General features: G+C 58.0%; 18 protein-coding genes. 11 read left to right on the forward strand and 7 right to left on the reverse strand.

Features of this window, described 5'->3' with window-relative positions:
• Nucleotides 1-242: 242 nt before the first annotated feature.
• On the forward strand, nt 243-941 hold the full coding sequence (locus tag J3B00_RS11990) for a pentapeptide repeat-containing protein (RefSeq protein WP_209867708.1): 699 nt from the start codon (nt 243-245) through the stop codon (nt 939-941).
• Between the two features lie 539 nt (nt 942-1480).
• Here J3B00_RS11990 and J3B00_RS11995 read toward each other — a convergent pair.
• Nucleotides 1481-1963, reverse strand: a complete 483-nt coding sequence (locus J3B00_RS11995; protein WP_209867709.1) for an Lrp/AsnC family transcriptional regulator — start codon at nt 1961-1963, stop codon at nt 1481-1483.
• A 123-nt stretch (nt 1964-2086) separates the two neighbouring features.
• Here J3B00_RS11995 and J3B00_RS12000 point away from each other — a divergent pair, with 123 nt between their 5' ends.
• A complete protein-coding gene (locus J3B00_RS12000) occupies nt 2087-3121 on the forward strand; it encodes a histone deacetylase family protein (protein ID WP_209867710.1) in 1035 nt (344 codons plus the stop codon).
• A gap of 61 nt (nt 3122-3182) precedes the next feature.
• Here the strand turns inward: J3B00_RS12000 and J3B00_RS12005 are convergent, their stop codons facing one another.
• Nucleotides 3183-4076: an arginine deiminase-related protein gene (locus J3B00_RS12005; RefSeq protein ID WP_209874804.1), complete on the reverse strand. Its 894-nt coding sequence runs from the start codon at nt 4074-4076 to the stop codon at nt 3183-3185.
• Between the two features lie 78 nt (nt 4077-4154).
• Nucleotides 4155-5207 carry an ornithine cyclodeaminase gene (locus tag J3B00_RS12010; protein ID WP_209867711.1) on the reverse strand — a complete coding sequence of 351 codons (1053 nt, stop codon included), beginning with the start codon at nt 5205-5207 and terminating at the stop codon, nt 4155-4157.
• A 192-nt stretch (nt 5208-5399) separates the two neighbouring features.
• Between J3B00_RS12010 and J3B00_RS12015 the strand changes: the two genes are divergently transcribed.
• From J3B00_RS12015 to J3B00_RS12025, 3 genes are all read left to right on the forward strand, one after another.
• Nucleotides 5400-5822, forward strand: a complete 423-nt coding sequence (locus J3B00_RS12015) for an Lrp/AsnC family transcriptional regulator (RefSeq protein WP_119141876.1) — start codon at nt 5400-5402, stop codon at nt 5820-5822.
• 340 nt (nt 5823-6162) lie between these two features.
• Complete coding sequence (locus tag J3B00_RS12020) at nt 6163-7587, forward strand: amino acid permease (protein ID WP_209867712.1); 1425 nt, start codon at nt 6163-6165, stop codon at nt 7585-7587.
• Between the two features lie 35 nt (nt 7588-7622).
• Complete coding sequence (locus J3B00_RS12025) at nt 7623-7859, forward strand: transcriptional regulator (RefSeq protein ID WP_209867713.1); 237 nt, start codon at nt 7623-7625, stop codon at nt 7857-7859.
• 223 nt (nt 7860-8082) lie between these two features.
• Here the strand turns inward: J3B00_RS12025 and J3B00_RS12030 are convergent, their stop codons facing one another.
• The 3 genes from J3B00_RS12030 to J3B00_RS12040 are packed head-to-tail and all read right to left on the reverse strand — an operon-like array spanning nt 8083 to nt 11074.
• Nucleotides 8083-8721: an RraA family protein gene (locus J3B00_RS12030; RefSeq protein WP_209867714.1), complete on the reverse strand. Its 639-nt coding sequence runs from the start codon at nt 8719-8721 to the stop codon at nt 8083-8085.
• A gap of 27 nt (nt 8722-8748) precedes the next feature.
• Nucleotides 8749-9723, reverse strand: coding sequence for a hydroxyacid dehydrogenase (locus tag J3B00_RS12035; protein WP_209867715.1), 975 nt, complete (start codon nt 9721-9723; stop codon nt 8749-8751).
• A gap of 10 nt (nt 9724-9733) precedes the next feature.
• A complete protein-coding gene (locus tag J3B00_RS12040) occupies nt 9734-11074 on the reverse strand; it encodes an MFS transporter (RefSeq protein WP_209867716.1) in 1341 nt (446 codons plus the stop codon).
• A gap of 168 nt (nt 11075-11242) precedes the next feature.
• Here J3B00_RS12040 and J3B00_RS12045 point away from each other — a divergent pair, with 168 nt between their 5' ends.
• The gene (locus J3B00_RS12045; protein ID WP_209867717.1) at nt 11243-12763 is read left to right on the forward strand and encodes an IclR family transcriptional regulator C-terminal domain-containing protein; all 1521 of its coding nucleotides are present in this window, start codon (nt 11243-11245) and stop codon (nt 12761-12763) included.
• A gap of 30 nt (nt 12764-12793) precedes the next feature.
• Here the strand turns inward: J3B00_RS12045 and J3B00_RS26875 are convergent, their stop codons facing one another.
• Complete coding sequence (locus J3B00_RS26875) at nt 12794-14167, reverse strand: EAL domain-containing protein (protein WP_209867718.1); 1374 nt, start codon at nt 14165-14167, stop codon at nt 12794-12796.
• Nucleotides 14168-14528: 361 nt separating this feature from the next.
• Between J3B00_RS26875 and J3B00_RS12055 the strand changes: the two genes are divergently transcribed.
• The 5 genes from J3B00_RS12055 (at nt 14529) to J3B00_RS12075 (ending at nt 20984) form a co-directional block, all read left to right on the forward strand.
• Nucleotides 14529-14744 carry a hypothetical protein gene (locus J3B00_RS12055; RefSeq protein ID WP_245362966.1) on the forward strand — a complete coding sequence of 72 codons (216 nt, stop codon included), beginning with the start codon at nt 14529-14531 and terminating at the stop codon, nt 14742-14744.
• 417 nt (nt 14745-15161) lie between these two features.
• The gene (locus tag J3B00_RS12060; RefSeq protein WP_245362537.1) at nt 15162-15815 is read left to right on the forward strand and encodes a gluconate 2-dehydrogenase subunit 3 family protein; all 654 of its coding nucleotides are present in this window, start codon (nt 15162-15164) and stop codon (nt 15813-15815) included.
• Nucleotides 15816-15851: 36 nt separating this feature from the next.
• The gene (locus J3B00_RS12065) at nt 15852-17621 is read left to right on the forward strand and encodes a GMC family oxidoreductase (RefSeq protein WP_209867720.1); all 1770 of its coding nucleotides are present in this window, start codon (nt 15852-15854) and stop codon (nt 17619-17621) included.
• Nucleotides 17622-17632: 11 nt separating this feature from the next.
• The gene (locus tag J3B00_RS12070) at nt 17633-18955 is read left to right on the forward strand and encodes a cytochrome c (protein ID WP_209867721.1); all 1323 of its coding nucleotides are present in this window, start codon (nt 17633-17635) and stop codon (nt 18953-18955) included.
• A 280-nt stretch (nt 18956-19235) separates the two neighbouring features.
• Complete coding sequence (locus J3B00_RS12075; RefSeq protein ID WP_209867722.1) at nt 19236-20984, forward strand: BCCT family transporter; 1749 nt, start codon at nt 19236-19238, stop codon at nt 20982-20984.
• Nucleotides 20985-21027 lie beyond the last annotated feature (43 nt).

Here is a 21027-nt window from a genome sequence, read left to right on the forward strand (position 1 = left end):
TAAGCAATATGCGTCAGTTTTGCACTTTATCTAAACGCGCCTGGAACCCGCGAGTTCCGTAGGCCGGTTGCGACAGTGTTATTTGTCTAAATCCAGTCGTTCATTGTGGGGCCGTACATTCTATTTCGAAATGGTCGCTGCGCTCTGGTGTCGTTGTCACGAAACTCGCTGAATTGTCAAGATTGACTTTGGTCGGTAGAGAAAATAATCTTTGGTTTTTGAGATGATGGAATATCGCGCCAATGAAGTTGACGGATTTTAGAGAGAAGATATCCGAGGAGGATTTCGAGAGCGGATCGCTTTCTGATTTCGTCAAAGGCGATGCGCTGCCGCTGCATCTGTATAGGATTGATCTAAGTCATAAAGATTTGAAGCGCCTAAATTTGCGCCATGCATTGTTTGAACAGTGTGTGCTGGTTGATGCCGACTTTTCCTACGCCGATCTTGAAGAGTCAATTTGGAGCGGCTGTAGGCTAGGCGGGGCTGTCTTCCGCTCAGCAAGTTTATCAGGTGCGACTTTCAAAAACTGTGATGCAAATAATTCTTGCTGGCAGCGTTCTCGGATGTCCCAGGTTAAATTCGAAGGTTGCAAGTTGACTGGGGCCAACTTTAACGACGCCTCATCTCTAGGCTTGTCCTTTTCGGAGTGCCGCCTTAATAGTGCAAATTTGTCTGGGGTTTCATTCTATAAGTCAGTTTTAGATGGTCTGGACTTTAGCGAGACCGATCTTTCGGGTTGTGATTTTCGTAAGGCCACCTTCGTCAACGGTGGGAGCTTGGCGCAGGCCAGGGTGGTAGGCGCTCGATTCGATGGTGCAGATTTGAGGGAGGCCGATTTGGGCGGGCTTCGCTTGGTGGATGCCAAACTGTTCAAGGGGGCGACAATCTCCAAGTTTCAGGCAAACGTACTCCTTGAGGGGCTTGGTTTGACAGTCATCTAGGTGAGTAGTTTGATGAACCATGCAGCATGCCTGAACAGGGGGCTTCGATCCTCCGAGAGGAGCTTGCTTCAGGATGAGTTTGCGTCAAGGTGAGCTGCGGCGTGGCACGGCTGAGGGCAAGACACAGCGGCTTAGCCTGAAGTGGCGGCCGCCCCGTTAGATCGCAAGGCTTGCAAGCCGCGTCATTTGAGGCCAGAATTGAGTCTATCCCTGTTTCAGGGATAGCTGAAAAGCCTTAATTTTCAACGGCTCGGAAGGCGGATGTGAGTCTCGTTTCCCGCTCCAAATATAGATCTACAGAGTCCTATGGATTTTGTAGATCATCGAAAAAGGGCCCTTAGGGGCCCTTTTTTCGTTTCAGCGCAAACCACTGCTGAACGGGAGTATCCGGACATTTCAAGTCCAGGATTAAGCCCAGAATTGCAAAACGCCCAATTTGAAGTGCTGCTCGTCTGGGCGTCGAGTCATTGCGGGCGGCTGATCCATGCCGCCAACAAGGGTCGCCAGACAGTGCTGAAAACTTATGGCGATTACGGGGCTCACTTGACCGGTATCCGCGTTTCGGCTTTGACTTCCCTCAAGGCCAAACTCGACTGGATCGATACGATCCCGGGCTGTCGGCGCAGCACGTCTTCGACAAATTGCCCATAGCTGTCGAGGTCCTGCGCCAGCACCGTCAGCACGTAGTCCGCCTCGCCTGTGACCTTGTGGCAGGACAGCACCTCGGGCAGCGCAAGAATCACCCGCTCGAACTTTTCAGGTGCATCGGCCGAGTGGTTGTCGAAACGAACCTGGGCGAACGCCATGACATTGAAGCCCAGCTTGCGACGATCAAGGTTGGCCTGGTAATCGCGGATCACCCCCAGGTCTTCGAGGCGCTTTCTGCGTCGCCAGCAAGGCGTAACCGTCAGTGCTAGGTGCTCGCCCAGTGCTGCACTGGACAGGCTGCCATCGCGCTGCAGCAGGGTGAGCAATTGTTTGTCTACCGCGTCCAGTTCAACCGTTTGGTCAGTCTTTCTCATAACGTCGAGTTCCTTCGAAAACCTTTGCTGTCTAGCCCGGGTTTAGTGAGTCTAAAGCAAAGAAATTTCCCCTGCTTGAAGCGAAAATCTTCTACCGACAACGTCCACGGAGGATTCATTCGCATGCTGACCGTCTTCAGTCACAATCACCGCCTGCATCACGGCTCGGAACTGAAGGATGGCGCCGTCAAGCCATCGTTCGAAAACCCGCAGAGGGCCGACACCGTGCTCGCCCGGATCACCCGCGAAAGGCTCGGCGAGGTCATTGCCGAGCAACGCTTCGACCGTTCCTGTTACGTGGCGGCGCACAGTGAGCGGTACGTGACGTTCCTGGAGAACGCCTGGGCCGAATGGGCAGCGACTGGCAAGACCCATGATGCGTTGCCGCTGGTGTGGCCGGTGCGTGACCTGGCCATCGATCAGGAGCCAGGCTTCATCGACGGCAAGCTCGGCTTTTACGCCATGGATGCCGGCGCACCGATTACCGCGGGTACCTGGCAAGCCGTGCGCAGCAGTGCCGATGTGGCGCTGACTGGCATGGAGCAGATCATCGCTGGCGCGCGCGGCGTATTCGCCCTGTGCCGTCCGCCTGGTCACCACGCCGCGCGGGAGTACATGGGCGGTTACTGCTACCTGAACAACGCTGCGATTGCTGCGCAACACTGCCTGGCCCGCGGGGCCAAGCGGGTGGCGATCCTGGATGTGGATTTCCATCACGGCAACGGTACGCAAAACATCTTCTATGACCGCGACGACGTGCTGTTCGTGTCGATCCATGGCGATCCTTTTACCGCCTACCCGTATTTTTCCGGCTTCGCCAATGAGCAGGGCGTTGGTCGGGGCCTGGGGTGCAACGTCAACTACCCGTTGGCAAAGGGCACGGATTGGGCCAGCTACCAGGTTGCACTCGGCGAGGCGCTGAAACGGGTCGGGGCATACCAGCCGGACGCGCTCGTCATTTCCTTGGGCGTGGACACGTTCGAGCATGATCCGATCAGCCATTTCCGCCTGACCAGCACTGACTTCATCCGGCTTGGCGAGTCGATCGCCGGTGTGGGTGTGCCGACGCTGTTCGTCATGGAAGGTGGCTACATGGTCGATGAGATCGGCATCAACGCGGTCAATACCTTGCAGGGTTACGACGGTGTCGTCCGATAGTGCTAACGGAAACGCCCCGCCTGTTTCGGGCGGGGCGTTTCCTTCTGCATCGGCTGCAGGTTTATCGCCTCGGCGAGAGATGGATACCAGCAATCATGCAGCGCACCGATCCGCCCGCCATTTCGATGGTGGGTACATCAAGTGGCACCAACCGAGCGGAGCGCTCGATGCGTTGGCGTTGCTCCTCGTCCAGGCTGTTGAATGCCCGGCGCGAAAGGGCAAGGATTCGCCCATCGCGACCGGACAGTTCAATAGCATTGCCGGCGAACTGGTTGATCTGCTGGTTGCTCAGGTCGATCACATCCCGCCCCGATTCCATCAGCCGCAAACGCACGTCCTCGGCACGTGCCTTGTTGGTGAACGTGCCGAAGCCAACCAGCGCGAACTCGGTCGCGACGCACATCAACACGTTGGTGTGATAGATCGGCGCGCCTTGCTCATCGGCCGTGTCGAATACCATTGGTTCAAAGTTGAAGTGGGTGCTGAAACGCTCCAGAGCGATCGGATCGGCGCGGTTGGAACGTGCGGTGTAGGCCACCCGGGACAGGTGGTCGAAGACCATCGCGCCCGTGCCTTCGAGAAACAGTTCATCCTGCTCCAGGCCCGAGTAGTCGATCACGTCCTGCACGCGGTACTCGAGCTTGAGCATCTCGATGACGTCGGCACGTCGCTCGCGGCGACGGTTTTGCGAGTACATCGAGTAGATCGCGACATGGCCACCGGGGTGGGTGGAGAACCAGTTGTTGGGGAATACCGAGTCGGGGGTGTTGTGCTCACCGAAGTCATCGAACAGGTGCACGCGGACACCTTCGGCTTCAAGTCGTCCGACGGCCTGGGTCACCTCGTCGCGGGCTATCTCAGCGAGGCCCTGTGCCGCAAGGTCAGGGTTGGAGCTTTGGAACGAGTTGTCTGCAGCTGTTTCCGGGTTGGGCGTAAACGCATGGGGCCTGACCATCACCACGGCAGCGGGAGCTTGAATCGAACGCGTTGGAAGTCGCATCTGGGAATACCGATCTGTGAGCTGGGTCAAACGTCAGGCGACGCGTCGGATGTGGCGTTTGGCCGCGCGGCCACGGGTGTGGGTGAACAGGTCCTTGGGGTCGTCTTCTACCCAGGGCACCAGGTCAATCTTGGTCCCCATGCCGCGTTTTTGTGCTTGCTCGAGTACATAGCGCAGTACGGTGTAGTCTTCGAGGGCAAAGCCTACCGAGTCGAACACGGTCACCTGGCTGTCGCTTTGCCGGCCGTCCACTTCGCCGCAGAGCACGCGCCACAGGTCAACCACCGGGAAGTCGGCGGGCAGTTGCTGGATGTCACCTTCGATGCGCGTCTGTGGTTCGTATTCAACGAATACCCTGGCGTTACGCAGCACATCGGCGTGCAGTTCGGTCTTGCCTGGGCAGTCACCGCCCACAGCATTCAAGTGCATCCCAGGTTCGAGCATCTCTTGGGTGATGATGGTGGCGTAGGCCTTGTCAGCAGTGACGGTAGTGATGATGTCGACACCTTTGACGGCCTCGGCCACCGAGGCAGCCTTGCGGATCGTCAGCCCTGGATAGTCCTGCAGGTTGCGGATCAGCTTGGCCGTGGCGAGCGGGTCGGTGTCATAGGCAACGATCTCTTCGATGCCCAGGTGCTTGTGAAACGCCAGTGCCTGGAACTCGCTCTGGGCACCATTGCCGATCAGGGCCATCTTGCGTGAATTGGGGCGTGCCAGGGCTTGCGCGGCCATCAAGGACGTCGCGGCAGTGCGCAGTGCGGTGGCAATGGTCAGTTCAGACAACAATACGGGATAGCCACTGTCCACATCGGCCAATACACCAAATGCCATCACGGTGTGCAGGTCGCGCGCTGTATTAGCAGGGTGACCATTAACATACTTGAAGGCATAGCGGCTGGTGTCGGCCACTGGCATCAGTTCAATAACACCTAATTGCGAATGGCTGGCCACTCGCGCCGACTTGTCAAACGCTGGCCAGCGTTTAAAGTCTTCGCGCAGGGCGGCGGCCATTTCGCCGATAAAAGGTGCTACGCCGATGTCGTGAACAAGATCGGACATAGTAGGAACATCGATAAAGTAAGTCATGACTGTGCACCTGGTGAGTGCGTTTTCGCAGCGGAAGGGCCGCGTATACGCTTGAGATTGTTGGGCTGTTCTCCGGTATGAAAATTCTGATGAAGTATTGAGTCAATGTGAACCCAGCAGGTTGCCATTTTTACTGTCTTTCTAGACAATCTGTTCACTAATAATAGCAATATGAGTGGTTGAGTCGTCATCATGGATAATGTGGATCGGGAGCTCATCGCTCTACTGCGGGACAATGCCCGCACCCCGGTATTGACCTTGGCAAAGAAGCTGAAGGTCGCCAGGGCCACGGTGCAAAATCGCATCACCAAACTTGAAGAGCAGGGCATCATCATCGGCTACACCGTCCGCCTGCGCTCGGATGCGCTGGATCAGGGCGTCCGCGCGATCACCAGCATCGGCATCAGCGGCCATCATGCGGCCGAGGTCAAGCATTCGCTGCGCGGGCATCCCAATGTCGTCGCCATCCATACCACCAATGGCCGCTGGGATCTGATGGCAGAGTTGCGCGCGGATACCCTCGAGGCCTTTGATCGGGCGTTGAACACCATTCGCTCGATACCGCATATCGAGAACACCGAGACGAGTATTTTGCTCTCCACAATCAAAATGTAGGGGCTTTCATGCACGCGTTAAAAGCGTGTTGCAGAACACACTGTCAGGTGAACCTGTCACTTTGTAAGCATATTGATTGCCCATGAGCACTTTGTAGCGTTCCGATTGACCCCCGTGGCTGGCAAAATGAGCCCCTGTGTTATTGGCGTCTTGTTTTTCAATGGGTGGGCTACGGATTAACGATCGGAACACGTGACGCCTGTAAGGTGTGCCTTTAATGTGCATAGTTGCCGAGGCCTTGAAGTTCGCGAAGGTAGCGAACACCTGCACTAGCGTACCCATAACAGGCTGCGGTGAAGGAAGTGCCGAGGTGTTTCAGAAAAAGAATAAGAGGTCAGTTATGCATCAGACGTGCAACTCACAAGACGCAAAACCCGATGATGGTCGGGTATTAAAACGACGACTCGAAAACCGACACATACAACTTATTTCAATCAGCGGCGCGATCGGTACTGGCCTGTTCATGGGCTCGGGCAAGATTATCGCGCTGTCCGGGACCTCGATTATCCTGGTCTACGCGATCATCGGTTTCTTCGTTTTCTGCATCATGCGGGCGATGGGCGAAATGCTCCTTGCTGATCTGAAGATGGGCTCGTTTGCCGACCTCGTCCACCATTACCTCGGGCCACGCGCCGGGTATATCCTCAGTTGGTCATACTGGCTCAGTTGGGTGGTGGCTGCCGTTGGTGATGTGGTGGTCGTTGCGGGTTTTCTGCAGTACTGGTACCCCGACGTACCGACCTGGCTGCCGGCATTTGCCACCATGTTCATCCTGTTGGCCCTCAACATGCTCGCCGTAAAGGCGTTTGGTGAGGTCGAGTTCTGGTTTGGCCTGATCAAGGTGGTGGCCATCGTGTTGCTGGTGGTGACTGGGTTGCTCATGGTCGCCACGTCTTATACCTCGCCTGGCGGGGTGACCGCGTCGTTCAGCCACCTGGTGGCGCCTGGGGTGATGATGCCGCACGGTATCATCGGCTTCCTGGCCGGCTTCCAGATCGCGATCTTCTCGTTTGTCGGGACCGAGCTCATTGGCACGGCGGCAGCCGAGGCCAAGGACCCGGAAAAAACCCTGCCCAAGGCGATCAACACGATCCCTGTGCGCATCCTGCTGTTCTACATCGCGTCGCTGGTGTGCATCATCAGTGTGATCTCCTGGGCCAACGTACCGGCCAATCGCAGTCCGTTCGTGGAGCTGTTCCTGCTTGGAGGTCTGCCGGCGGCTGCGGGAATCATCAACTTCGTGGTGCTGACGTCCGCCGCATCTTCCGCCAATAGCGGGGTCTACTCGGGCTCGCGGATGCTTTACGGCCTGTCTCATCAAAACCAGGCGCCTAGCGCATTCGGACGCTTGTCAGGGTCGGGTACGCCGGTCAGGGCGCTGATGTTCTCTGGTGTCTGCATGGCCATTGCATTGACGCTGCTGTTCGTGATCCCGGATGTGATGACCGTGTTCACCTTGGTCTCGACCATTTCGGCAGTAATGATCATCGTTACCTGGTCGCTGATTCTAATGTCGTACTTCGCCTACCGTCGGGAAAATGCCCAGGCCCACCAGCGCAGCACGTTCAAGCTGCCAGGGGGCAAGGTCACCGCAGCGTTGTCGCAGCTGTTCCTGATCTTCGTCCTGTGCCTGCTGGCGCTGGAGCCTGATACCCGTTCGGCGCTGTATGTGATGCCGCTGTGGTACATCGGCTTGCTGCTGGCTTATCAGCGCCGTGCGCGAGCCAGCGCTCGCCAAGTGGCGGCACGTGCTTCAACAGTTTGACTGACAGTAACTCATCGCTAAGAGGGGAGGTGTGTGTGAGCTCATCGACGGCAGGTATCAAGCTTGATGCCGCTACCCGGCAACGGATCAAGCTTGCTGCTGGTTCGCTGGATCGAACGCCGCACTGGTTCATGAAGAAGGCCGTGCTCTACTGGCTTGATAGCGTTGAGAACGGCTCGGGCGCAGCACAGATGCTGGTTGACTCCGACCTCAAGGCAGACGATTTGCACAACAGCGTGCGTAATCGAGAGCAGCGTGTGAACCTCGAGTAGCTCTGCGGGTAGATCGATATGAAGGTAGCGTCCAATTGTGGGCGCTATTTTTTTATTACCGATAGGAATTGGGTAGTGGACGCGCATGCAATCAGACAACTGCTCAGTAGCCTGTTAGGCAGCACGCACATCCACCGCCTAGGGTCGACTTTGCGTTTTACTTGGCGGTGGACATCTGGGCCCTTTTCGTTTCAGCACTCAGGCCGTTGAGCAGCCCTGCGTATTAGCGCACGCTCGCCCGTACTTTTTCGCGGAAGCTGTTTTCGTAGCCGTCCTGTTGCCTGACCTGCTCGGCCAAGGTCGGGATCGCGCTGCGTGCAATGACAATGATGCCGTCGCGGTCACCGATGATGGCGTCGCCTGGGTAGCAGACGACGTTGCCGCAAGCGACCGCAATGCCCACCTGGCCTGGGCCCCACTTCGATGGGCCGGCTGGGTTCACTGCCCGGGCGTACACCGGCAGGCCCATGCTGTTCAGTTCTTCAACGTCCCGCACCGCGCCGTCAATGACTACCGCTGCGACCTGCTTGGCCAGGCATATCTCCCCCAGCAGGTCGCCGAATACAGAGCGGTTCACTTCGCTGTTGCCGTTGATTACCAACACATCACCAGGCTGGGCCTCATCCAGCGCTCGGTGAATGGCGAGGTTGTCACCTTCGCGGGTATTGAGCGGCAGGATGGTGCCAAAGAAGCTCGGCTTGCCAGCGGTGTGACGAATGGCCGAGGCCATCATGCCCATGCGCTGGAGTACGTCACCGATGAGCGCTACTGGGTAGTGCGAAATCTCTTCAATCAATGACAGGTCGGCTCGCGCCCAGTTTGTGTTAACGCTGATCGACTCATCGGACACATTGATGAACATTGGATGCCTCCACTTACGAAAAATGACTTAGCTGAATGACTTCGGCGCAGGCTTGTTGACGGGATGCGCAGGCGCTTCACCGTTCAGCACAGCGGCAATCGCCTCCAGTGCACTCATGCCGACGCGCATCAGCGATTCGTCGGTCTGTCCGGCAACGTGGGCGGTCACGATCAGGTTGGGCGTATTGGCGATGTCGGGAGTGGGATGATCGAACGGGTTGATCATGTCGATGTTCTCTGCGTTGAGCACATCCGCACCTGCGCCGGCGAGCTTTCCGCTGTTCAGCGCGTTGATCATCGCTGCTTCGTTTACCACGCCACCGCGGCTGGTATTGATCAACATCGCGCCATCTTTCATCTTGGCGAATTCACGCGTGCCGAGCAGGTTGCGGGTGGTGGCCAGCAGCGGCACGTGCAGGCTGACTACATCGGCAGTGGCCAGCAGGGTGTCGAAGTCTACCCAACGGCTGTCCGAGCCTGGATCGATTGCAGGGTCGGTGAAGATCACCTTCATGCCAAAGGCTTCAGCAACAGGTGCAACGCTAGAACCAATATTGCCGAAACCGACCAGGCCCAAGGTGCGGCCTTCAAGCTCGATGCCGGTAAGCGCAAGGCGGTCTTGTGCCCAGTTGCCGTTGCGGGTCTGCTCGCTGGCCATCGGCAGTTTGCGGCACAGCGACAGCAGCAGAGCGAAGACGTGTTCGATCACGCTGCGCTGGTTTGCGCCTGGCGTGTTGGTTACCCAGACGCCATGCGTTTGCGCAGCCTGGTAATCGACATTGTCATAGCCCGCGCCGTGGCGGGCGACGATGCGCAGCTTCGGCGATGCAGCGATCATTTCAGCGCTGATATGACCGCCACGCAAAAACACGGCATCCACCTGGTTGCGGACCTCGTCATAACCAACGGCGTTGGAGCCATAGCCAAGACAAACCTCACCCAGCTCAGCAAGACGAGCAAGCACAGTCGGGTGAATAGGGCTCGTGACGTAGATAAGCGACATGTTGTTGTACTCAGGAAAATTGATGTTTGTTGTCGTCGGCGTCAGCTTGGTTGCGGACAGTCCACAACACGATCAGGCCGAGAACACCGGCGCCGCAGAGGATGAAAGCAGGTGCCATCTGATTGCCGGTGGCGCCGATCAACCAGGTCGCCATGAACGGCCCTATGCCACCGCCGATCACAGCACCGACGCTATGGCCGAATGCGACTCCGGTGTGTCGAACGTGGGTCGGGAAGAACTCCGGCATGACCGAGTAGGTACCCGCCAGGCACAGGGCGTACGGCACCATGCCCAGGGCCAGGCCAGCCATGGCCAGGCTGACTTGCCCTTGCTGCATGAGCATGAAGGACGGCACGGAGAGCACCGCGTAGCCCAGGTAGGCCAGGCGCAGCACGGCTTTGCTGCCGATGATCGAACCTAGCTGGCCAGCCAGGGGAATCATCAAGGCCGCGAAGCTGACGGCAACCAGGACGATGGTGGAGGCTTGGCCTTTCGAGTAGCCGAGGATGGAACTGAAGTACGCGGCAATGAAGACGGTGCCGATGTAAGTACCGATGTTTTGCACCATGGAGATCATCATCACCTTGGTCAGCGGGCGCATGTAGTCACGCACGAGTTCGGCGAACGGCGCGCTCTTTGACTCGTTCTCTTCTGCTTTTCTGGATTCGAATTCCGGGCTGTCCTCGATGCCCAGGCGCATCCACAGGCCGATGATGCCCAGCGGCAGGGCAAGCAGGAACGGCACCCGCCATCCCCATTCAGCCATCTGTGGATCAGTCAGCCATGCGGCTGCCAGGCCGGCGATCGCGGCCGCCAGGCCTTTACCGAACTGCGCGATCGACGGTAGGAAGGAGATGTACAGCGAACGCCGGTTGGCCGGCGCCCATTCCCGAATGTAGCTGGCTGCACCGCCGATTTCGCCACCTGCCGAGAAGCCTTGGAGCATGCGCAAGGCGACCAGGAGGATAGGTGCCCAGACGCCGATCTGTGCGTAACCGGGCAGCAGACCGATCAGCGTAGCGGCGATACCCATCAGCGTGATGCTGGCGATCAAGCTCGCGCGACGCCCGACTTTGTCGCCAAGCCAGCCGAATGCGACCGCTCCGATAGGGCGCACGAGGAAGGCAGAGCCGAACACCAGAAAGGTGTTGAGCAGGCCAGTCGTTGGGTCGTCGGAGGGAAAGAAGACCAGCGCCAGGGTCGCAGCGAGGTACCCATAGATACTGAAGTCGTAGTACTCAACGAAGGTACCGAACACGGCAGCGGCGGTGGCTTTCTTCGCCTTGGTCCTACGCTCGGCTGCAGGCTCAGGCATGGCGACGGACTCCGTCAGCGTATTGTTGTTATTCATAGGTCACTCCAGCTTATAGGTCACGCCCAAGTTAAAAAATGGGACGGCGTCCTGTTTTGTTTTTTGTAGGATCCTCGTGGAGTGCGTGGTTGTCAACTGGGTGATGATTGCCACGGGCCAGGCATCAGGCTCAAAATGGAGGCCCCGAACGCTTGCAAGTAACCTGAAATGCCCAACGCATCCCTTGAAATCCCTGGCGCTAAAGCTCCAGCTGCCACCTCCAGCCATGGACGCTTGATCGAGGTCCTGGACGCCTTGGTCAGACGAGCGGAGGGCGAGCCCTGGGGGGTGAGGGAGTTGGCCAGCGAGCTGGACGAAAGCCGGAGCACGATCAATCGGATCCTGACCGCATTGGTCGATCGCGACTTCGCCGTAGAGGAGGGGGTGGGTAAATATCGGGTCGGGCCGCGTTTCAGGGTGCTCATGCTCGCCCTGAGTAACCGCAGCGCGTTGCTGAGCGCCGGCAGGCTCCTTCTGGACGGGTTGGCAGGGGTCGCCAAACAGGCGGCCTTGCTCTCGGTCTATGCCCCGCACTTGAACGGCTATTACGTGCTCTACTGCGGGGAGGCCCAGGCCACCCTGGCATTTCGCCCTCAGATCGGTTCGGTCTACCCGTTGGGCTTTGGCGACATCGGCCGTAGGTTCAGTGACTTTTTGCAGCACACGCCAGGCAACGATTCTCAGTGCACGTCCAGTAGGGTGATGAACCCGGTTGCACCGATAGCAGAGTATGAGTTTCCTCCTGCCGTTGCGTGTGTGACCAGGCGCTTGAGCCAAGGGCTGATCATCACGGTTTCACTTCACGATCTGGGCGGTGAAGACACGAAGAGGGCACCGGCCTCGATTGAGAAGGTCGAGGCTGTGGTGAGTGAGCTCGAGCGCCTGCTGGTTGAGCATTGCGGGGGCGAGCAGCATATTAGCGCTGACGATGACAGCTCTACCGTTGCTCGGCTCGAGGGGCTGTTGCAGATTCTTTGCGCTGCGCCGAATGGGTATCTGTGCAGTTCCGGCATCGCATCGGAATTACACTGCAATGCCGCAACTGCCCGGAAAATTGTTGAGTCCGCCTCCCAGGCAAGCCTGGTGTTTGCCAATGGCAAGGCGCTTTACCCAGGCGCACGCTTGTATCAATGGGCCGCGCAGCTGAACAACAAAACGTGCACGACTGCCAAGTTGTGCCGAGGCGTCATCGAGTCCTTGGTCAAGGAAACCGGCGAAACCGTCGCGTTTTTGGGCTTTGACGCCAAAACAGCAAAAGCCCACTTCATCGAGGTTGTGCAGGGATGGCGACCCATTCAGTACACGCTCGAAACGGGCGTCGATGTACCGCTCTATGCGGGGGGCGCCGGCAAGGCAGTGTTGGCTCACCTGGCTCCGAGCTTTGCTGACGGATTGGTACTGAAACAACTCACCGATGCCACTATCGTATCCCATGAGGCGCTTCAGGCAGATCTGCTGGCTATCAGAGAGCGTGGCTGGTCGGTGGGTGATGGCGAACGGGTACTGGGGGCCTTTGGTATTGGTGTGCCGTTCTTCGTTGACGGTCAGGTGGCGGGATCCCTTTCGGCGACCATTCCTCAATATCGAAAGCAGGATTGCGATGTGCCTGGGTTAGTAGAAAGCATGAAGCTAGCGACGCAACGTATCGGGCGTTTGCTTTCGCTTGGGGATTCCATTCTGGACGCCTGACGTGAAGGTATAAGGAAATTTTAGTCCAATCTAAGGTTTGGTAGGGTGTCTCGACGCTTTATGACTGGCTGCATACGTATCCATAAATTCGGCGGCGGCAATCGGCCGCCCAAAAAAGAAACCTTGGAATGCGTGACAACCCATTGCCTCCAGGCATTTATATTGTTGCTGAGTTTCAATCCCTTCTGCGGTGGTGGAGATGTCGAGGATTTCAGCAATTTCTATTATTTTTCGGATGAGCTGTTTTTTTCTGTTGTCATGTTCAATGCCATGAATGAATGACCGGTCAATCTTCAACTCATCCAGTGGCAGCTCGCGTAACAAGGACAGCGAAGAGAAACCTGTACCGAAATCGTCCAGTGACCACAAAACACCTTGTTGGCGGAGCGCTTCCATTGTCGATACGATGGATTTCAGGTCGCCAGAAAAGACGGATTCGGTGATTTCCAGGCACAACCTGTTTGCCGGGGTATCGGACGCTTCAAGAATCTTCCGGACTTCCTCTACAAAGGTTGGAGAGGTGAGCTGCAGCGGACTGACATTTACCGACAACTTCCACTGGCTAGCACCTTCTAGGCCAGACCAGTATTTCAGAAGCCTGCAGGATTCTTCCAATACCCTGAGGCCCATATCATGTATCAGGCCTGTCTCTTCGGCTACCGGAATGAACTCTGCTGGCGATTGCATACCGTAACCCGGCCTGTTCCAACGCAGCAGCACTTCGGCGCCAATGATTCGACCTTCAACAGAGACTTGTGGCTGCATATACGTGCACAGTTCATTTCGTGCCACGGCACGTGCCAACGCTGTATGCAGTTCTACCTTGCTTTTGAGGTCGTCACGGAAAATGGCCAATACGCCAATCGTCAGTGCCATGGCCATAGCACTATTCAAGATGTGGCCAAGCGCACTGATCTCCTGCGGGAAAAGCGTTATCTCTGTAAAGCCGATTATGCTATTTGCAAAAAAAGCGACGCTCAGAAAACAGGTGGTGGGGAACAGCCAGCGCAGGTAGAGGTTGCTGTAGCGAAACAATAACAACGAGGCGACACCAAGCGGTATAAAAAATAGGTGTGCTGACCTGGGCCCGGCTGCTGTTGGTGCATCAGCTAGGCTGGCGGTAATTGTAATGAGCATCAGAAGATGAGCCAATGCACCCAAGGAAAACTGTTTTTGTCTGACTGAAAGGTACAGGCATGCCACGCCAACCAGCACGACCGCGAACAGCAGAGCGGTTAGTAGGCTCATGGCGTTTGTGGCGTAGTAGGCGCCCCATGCCAGACCGTGGACAATACACGCGAGTCCGCTGAAGCGCAGTAGTAACTGAGTCCGGGGCCACTGCAAACTATCAGGAAACTTTTTGGTCACCCATCGTTTACTGGGTTGAGATAATACGCTTTTCACGTTAGCCGGTTCCATCTGCTAGTAGTGTGCTTTGTCCATTGCTGCTATGGCATATTGCCAAGTGCGGTTGTTCTATCGGCTCAAGGTATTGAGGTGATCAGTAGATCTATAGGTTGTACTTGCACCCTGTGCGTGAGTGTTCAGGCATTTTTTGACGAGTGGACTGCTCATCCCACCTATCGGCTAATTGGCAATGATAGCAAACGTTTGCCTGTACTTCATAATCGCCTGTTCGGGTACTTGTATTAACTTGACCAGTTGATCAGTTAATGGTGTGGGAGGCATGTTCCATAGGGTGCATGCTGATAAGAGAGAAACTTAGTTCGCTCAGTAGCGAACTCGACAGCGGCGGAGGCGGGTGGTGCAACCCATCACCCGTCTTCGCCCACTCACTCAGAAGTCGGCCTTCATCCCGCTTACCCATTCGGTGTTCTGGGGCACGCTGGCCTACACGCTGATCGGAGGTACTTTTGTCGGCACTGTCATGACCTTGGTGTTCCTGCCCGCGATGTATTCCATCTGGTTCAAGATTCGCCCCGATGACCAGGGCAGAGAGACAAAGAGACTGACGCCGTAGGCGGGCATCGGTGAACGGCCCTCCCACAGACCTACCGAGGGCAGACTTCCCGACGACCCTGCGACAATGCTGCGGTTGACAACGCCAAGAAATACTTTGTTACTTATTTGATAGCCTGCTATCATTTTCCCTCATGATGTACGACATCATTCAAGTAGATGGCTTCGCCAATGGCGTGGCTCGCCCAGCACGCCGTCTCACGTAGCCAAAAAACAGGGGCATAACCCCGGCGCTGAACCGTGGATCTCGCTCAAGCCAAAGCCTGTATCAGCCGCAGGGCGCCAAGCGCAAGGCAGGTTGGCCGAATGGGCGAGTCACGGGGCTTTTGTGATTAGTCATAGGTAGACCTGTATGTTGTTAGCCAAACAAACCTCGCGAAGGAAGTTTCTGCTTTCTTCCCTGATAGCTTTGCCCGCCATGGGTATCGCGGTTAAAGGGCTGAGCGCCGCCGCTGCGGCAGAAATGGTTGCTCCCAGCCTCGAAAGCTACACCCCGACCTTTTTCACCCCGGCTGAATGGACCTTCGTCCTGGCCGCGTGTGATCGCCTGATCCCAGCCGATGGCCGGGGGCCGGGCGCGCTGGAAACCAATGTGCCGATCTTCATTGATCAGCAACTGGCGGGAGACCTGGGGAGTGAGATCTACCTGGAAGGCCCATTCGACGTAGAAGCGCCCGCTACCATGGGTTACCAGTTGCCGTACACCCCGCAGGAAATCTACCGAAAGGGCATCGCCGCGCTGGAAAGCTGGTGCCAGTCAACCTACGGCCAGCACTTCGCGTTACTGGCGCTCAAGCAGCGCGATGAGGCGCTTAAACAGCTGCAAGCGGGCCAGGTCGATTTTGCCGGCCATGGCGAACGTGTGCTCAAAGCGAAGCTGTTCTTCAGCGAACTGCTCAACCATAGCCGCCAAGGTTGGCTCGCCGACCCGATCTACGGCGGCAACAAGGGCATGAAGGCGTGGATCGCCATCGGCTTTCCCGGTGCGCGCGCCAGCTATCTGGAATGGGTAGCTCAGCACAATGTCCCTTACCCCCTCGGCCCGGTCAGCCTGACCGGTCAGCGCGGTTGACCCCTTCGCCCTGCGATACAGCATTAAAGGTTTTATATGGCACAGATTACCAATGACGAAGTCGATGTAGCCGTCGTCGGCCTGGGTTGGGCCGGCTCGCTGATGAGCATCGAGTTGGCCCAGGCGGGCCTGAAAGTGCGCGCATTCGAACGCGGTGAAGACCGCAGCAATGCCGATTTCGCCTATCCCAAGCCGGCTGACCAGTACGCTTACGGTGTGCGCAACAAGATCATGGTCACGCCCAAGGACGGCGCCTTGACCGTACGCCACAACCTCAACAGCACCGCGTTACCGACCCGCCAGTGGGGTGCCTTCGTGCCCGGCACTGGCGTGGGTGGTTCGGGCCTGCACTGGACTGGCGTACTCATCCGGCCAACACCTACTGACATCAAGCTCAAGACCTACGCCGATCAAGCTTATGGCCCCGGCATTCTGCAAAGCGACATGCAGATCCAGGACTACCCGTTCACCTGGGACGAAATCGAGCCTTACCTGGACAAGTTCGACAAGATCTGCGGCTTGTCGGGCAATACCGGTAACCTGGGCGGTCAGATTCTCGTGGGCGGTGACCCGTTCGAGGGCCCGCGCTCCAACCCGTTCCCGTTGCCGGCGCTGGAAGACACGCTGAACAACAAGATGTTCGCCGAGGCTGCGCGCAAGCTTGGCTACCATCCGTTCCCCAATCCGTCGGCAAACGTCTCGCGGGCCTGGAAAAACCCCTACGGCAATCAGATCGCACCGTGCAACTACTGCGGCTACTGCAGTAAATACCCGTGCTTGAACTATTCCAAAGCCTCTCCGCAGACTGCGGTGATGGATGCGCTCAAGCGCATGGACAACTTTGATTATCGGGTCAATGCCAACGTGCTGCGCGTTGAGTTGCATCCGGACAGCAAGACCGCCAAGGGCATCACCTACGCCGATGCCCAAGGCAACGAAGTGTTCCAGCCGGCCAAGATCGTCGTGCTGGCGGCCTTCCAGTTCGTCAACGTGCGCCTGATGCTGCTGTCGGGCATCGGCCAGCCGTACAACCCGGTCACCGGCAAGGGCACTATCGGGCGCAACTATGCGTTCCTGAGCAACGGCGGGGCCACGCTGTTCTTCAAGGACAAACACTTCAACCCGTTCGCCACCGCTGGCGCTAGCGGGCAAATGTTCAACGACGTTTCACCTGGCAACTATGACGGTCCGGCGCTGGGCTTCATTGGTGGCGCCAAGATTCACAGCTCCCAGGCCACCGGCACACCGATTGGCACCGCACTGCCCAGTGGTACTCCCGAGTGGGGCCAGGGCTGGAAGGAGGGCATGCAGGAGTGGTACGGCCACTCGATGAAAGTCAGTATCACCACCAGTTGCATGTCGTACCGCGACCATTACGTCGACCTCGATCCAACCTACAAAGATCCATGGGGCCAGCCGCTACTGCGTATCACCTTCGACTGGAAGGAGAACGAGCTCAAATTGCAGCAGCACCTGCGCAAGATCGTCTTGGACGTTACCAAAGAACTGAATCCCGACAGCTACAGCGAAAGCTTCTTGGGCATGGACTCGCACTGGGACATCACCAAGTACGTCTCCACCCATAATGTCGGCGGCGCGGTCATGGGTGACTCGCCGCAAACCAGCGCGCTCAATCGCTACCTGCAGAGTTGGGACGTACACAACGTGTTCGTGCCAGGCGGCAATGCTTTCCCGCAGAACTTCCAGGCCAACCCCACTGCGCTGATCGGCGCGCTGACTCTGTTTGCGGCGCAAGCGATCAAGGATCAGTACCTGAAAAACCCCGGCCCGCTGGTGCAGGCATGAGGAGCGCGCCGATGAAAACCAAATCCCGTTGCGTTCTGCTGGCCTTGGCTGGCGTGGCCTTGGTTGCTGGCGTGCTGGCATGGATGGTCGCCGGTTTGCTCAACCGCGCTGGCGATGCCGATGCCAAGCTGACCCAGGCCATCACCCCAGCCTTGATCGAGAAAGGTGCCTACCTAGCACGCGCCGGAGACTGCGTGGCTTGCCATACCGGGCATGTCGACGGCAAGCCATTCGCCGGCGGGCTGGGCATCGCCTCGCCGATCGGTACCATCTACTCGACCAATATCACCCCCGACAAGAAAACCGGTATCGGAGAGTGGACCTACGGCGAGTTCGAGCGTGCCGTACGCCGCGGCATTGGACATGATGGCAGCGCGCTGTACCCGGCAATGCCATTCCCGTCCTATGCCAAGGTTACAGACGACGATGTGCAGGCCCTGTATGCCTACTTCATGCAGGGTGTGGCGCCGGTCGAGCAGCCGAACAAGGCCAACGACGTTCCGTGGCCGCTGTCGATACGCTGGCCACTGGCGTACTGGCGCAGCCTGTTCTCGCCGGCACCCGAGGCCAGCTCGGTTTCTGCAAGTGAAACGCAGATCGCCCGAGGCGCGTACCTGGTGCAAGGGCTCGGCCACTGCGGCTCTTGCCACACGCCGCGTGCACTGACCTTGCAGGAGAAGGGACTGGACGAATCTGCGTCCGGCTACCTGACCGGTACCGAGCTCAACGGCTGGAGTGTGCCGGCCCTGCGCGGCATGCCGCACTGGAGCGAGGAGGAGCTGGTCGAATACCTGGGCACCGGGCGCAATGCCAAGGCCTCGGTCGCCGGCGAGATGACCGACGTGATCGCCAACAGCACCTCGCACATGAGTGATGCCGACCTGCAGGCCATGGCGATGTACCTGAAGTCGCTGGCGCCAGCCAAAACACCGGCGTACCAGCGGCAGACAGAGCGCAGCGCTGCGACAGTCGCCAAGCTGACCGCTGCCAAGGACCTGACCTTGGGCGAGCGGCTGTACATCGACAACTGCGGGGCCTGTCATTTTGTTTCTGGTAAAGGTGCAGAGCGGGTGTTCCCCCAGCTGGATGGGGCTTCGGTGGTCAATGCCGATAACGCCGAGGCACTGCTCCATGTCATTCTGGCCGGCGCGGCGACGCCTTCGACATCGCGGGCACCGTCTGTGCTGCCGATGCCCGGTTTTGCCGAGCGGATGGACGATGCGGAGGTAGCCGAGCTTGCGACCTTCCTGCGTCAAGGTTGGTCCAACCAGGCATCGGCAGTGACCGCAGAACAGGTGCGCCATGTGCGAACTGCAATGGCCGAGCACCGCTAAGGTCTGGCTGTTGATTGCAGGGGCGGCTCTCGGGCCGCTCTTCTTGTTACTGACCCTGCCTGAGCCAACTGCCTTCGCGCAAGTATCCCTAGTGTCCTTGGATTGATCCGCAGGCTCCCCCGCGTCGTTCACAGCGTGCGCCGCGCCGCTCTCAGAACAAGCTACCTGAGGCAGTGCCGGATAATCGCCTGGCGTCCAGTCCATACCCGCATCGGACTGTTTGCAGTGTTACCGATAAAACAACAAAAACCTGCAAAAAAACACGAATGGGTGCTCACTCATGGCGACAGAAAACAACTCGGAAGCGCTCGCGCTCGGGGTAACCGACCCCTCTAAAACGGAAGAAGCACGGCAGGATCGCCACCTCGAAGGCAAGATCGACTGGGTCGTGTTCGGCATTACCAGCCTCATGGCAATCGCCTTCATTGTCTGGGGCTTTGCCAGTCAGGCAAGTCTGGCCGCCAGTGCGTCTGCGGCGCAATCCTGGGTCATCATTCACTTCGGCTGGTTCTTTGTTCTGACATCGACGTTGTTTGTCGTCTTTGTGCTCTGGCTGGCGGCGAGCCGCTACGGCAGGATCCCTCTGGGGCGTGACGGCGAAGCGCCGGAGTTCCGCACGGTGTCCTGGGTTGCCATGATGTTCAGTGCCGGCATGGGCATCGGCCTGATGTTCTTCGGTGTCGCTGAGCCGCTGTCGCACTACATCACGCCACCGCCCGGATCGGCCGTTGGCCAATCAAACGAAGCGATGCAAGTGGCGATGGCCACCACGCTGTTCCACTGGACCCTGCACCCTTGGGCGATGTACGCCATTGTCGGTCTGGCTATTGCCTATGGCACCTTTCGACGCGGGCGTTCACAGCTGGTCTCTACCGCATTCCGCCCGCTGATAGGCAAACATGCCAATGGCCCGCTGGGCCGTGTTATCGACATGATGGCCATTTTTGCCACCCTGTTCGGTTCTGCCGCTTCCCTTGGGCTCGGCGCCCTGCAGATTGCCGGCGGCCTCGAATACAACGGCTGGATCGACAGCCCCGGCAAGGTCTTCTACCTGACCATTATCACCGTGTTGACCATCGCCTTTGTCGCCTCTGCAGTGTCGGGGATTGGTAAAGGCATCCAGTGGCTGTCCAACATCAACATGATTCTGGCGCTGACCCTGGCAGTGTTCGTCTTCCTGGTCGGGCCAACGCTGTTGATGTTGAACCTGTTGCCGACCTCAATCGGCGTCTACATCAAGATGCTGCCAGAGATGATGGCGCGCACCAGCGCAAGTGGCGGGCCGCAGATGGACAGCTGGCTGGCCAGCTGGACAGTGTTCTATTGGGCCTGGTGGATTTCCTGGACGCCCTTCGTCGGCATGTTCATCGCCCGCATCAGTCGCGGGCGGACCATCAGGCAATTTGTCAGCGGCGTGTTGCTGGTACCGAGCCTGGTCAGTCTTATCTGGTTCACATTGTTTGGTGGCGCCGGTATCGATGCGGTGCGCGAGGGCAGTCTGCTGCTGGTGGACGGGGTGGTGAACAGCAATGACGCGCTTTACGACCTGCTCAACGGCTACCCACTGGCGTCGATAACGTCGGTGTTGGTCATGGTGCTCGTGGCGATTTTCTTCGTCTCGGGTGCGGACGCCGCATCGCTGGTAATGGGCACGCTCTCGGAGCGTGGCACGACGCAACCGTCTCGGCGCACCGTGATTTTTTGGGGAGCGCTTACCGGTATCGTTGCGGCGATCATGCTGGCGATCGGTGATCCGGCAAACCCAGGCGCGGCCCTTACCGGCTTGCAGAACCTGACCATCGTCGTGTCGCTGCCGTTTGTGGTGGTGATGGTGTTTCTCTGCCTGGCGCTGTATCGCGATCTGCGCAAGGACCCGTTGATGTTGCGTCACCTGCGCGGCAGCGAACTGATAGAGAAAGCGGTGCTGTATGGGGCGGTGAAACATGGTGAGGAGTTCTACATCGTGGTTCAGGAGACGAAGGCAGGGGCCAAGCCGGTGAGGGCGAAAGAGGAAGTCTCTGAGTCTTGATCCGCTGCCTTCACTATCATGCATTACGTCCGCCCTGTACTAG

This window comes from Pseudomonas sp. BP8 (assembly GCF_017875955.1).
GTDB lineage: Bacteria > Pseudomonadota > Gammaproteobacteria > Pseudomonadales > Pseudomonadaceae > Aquipseudomonas.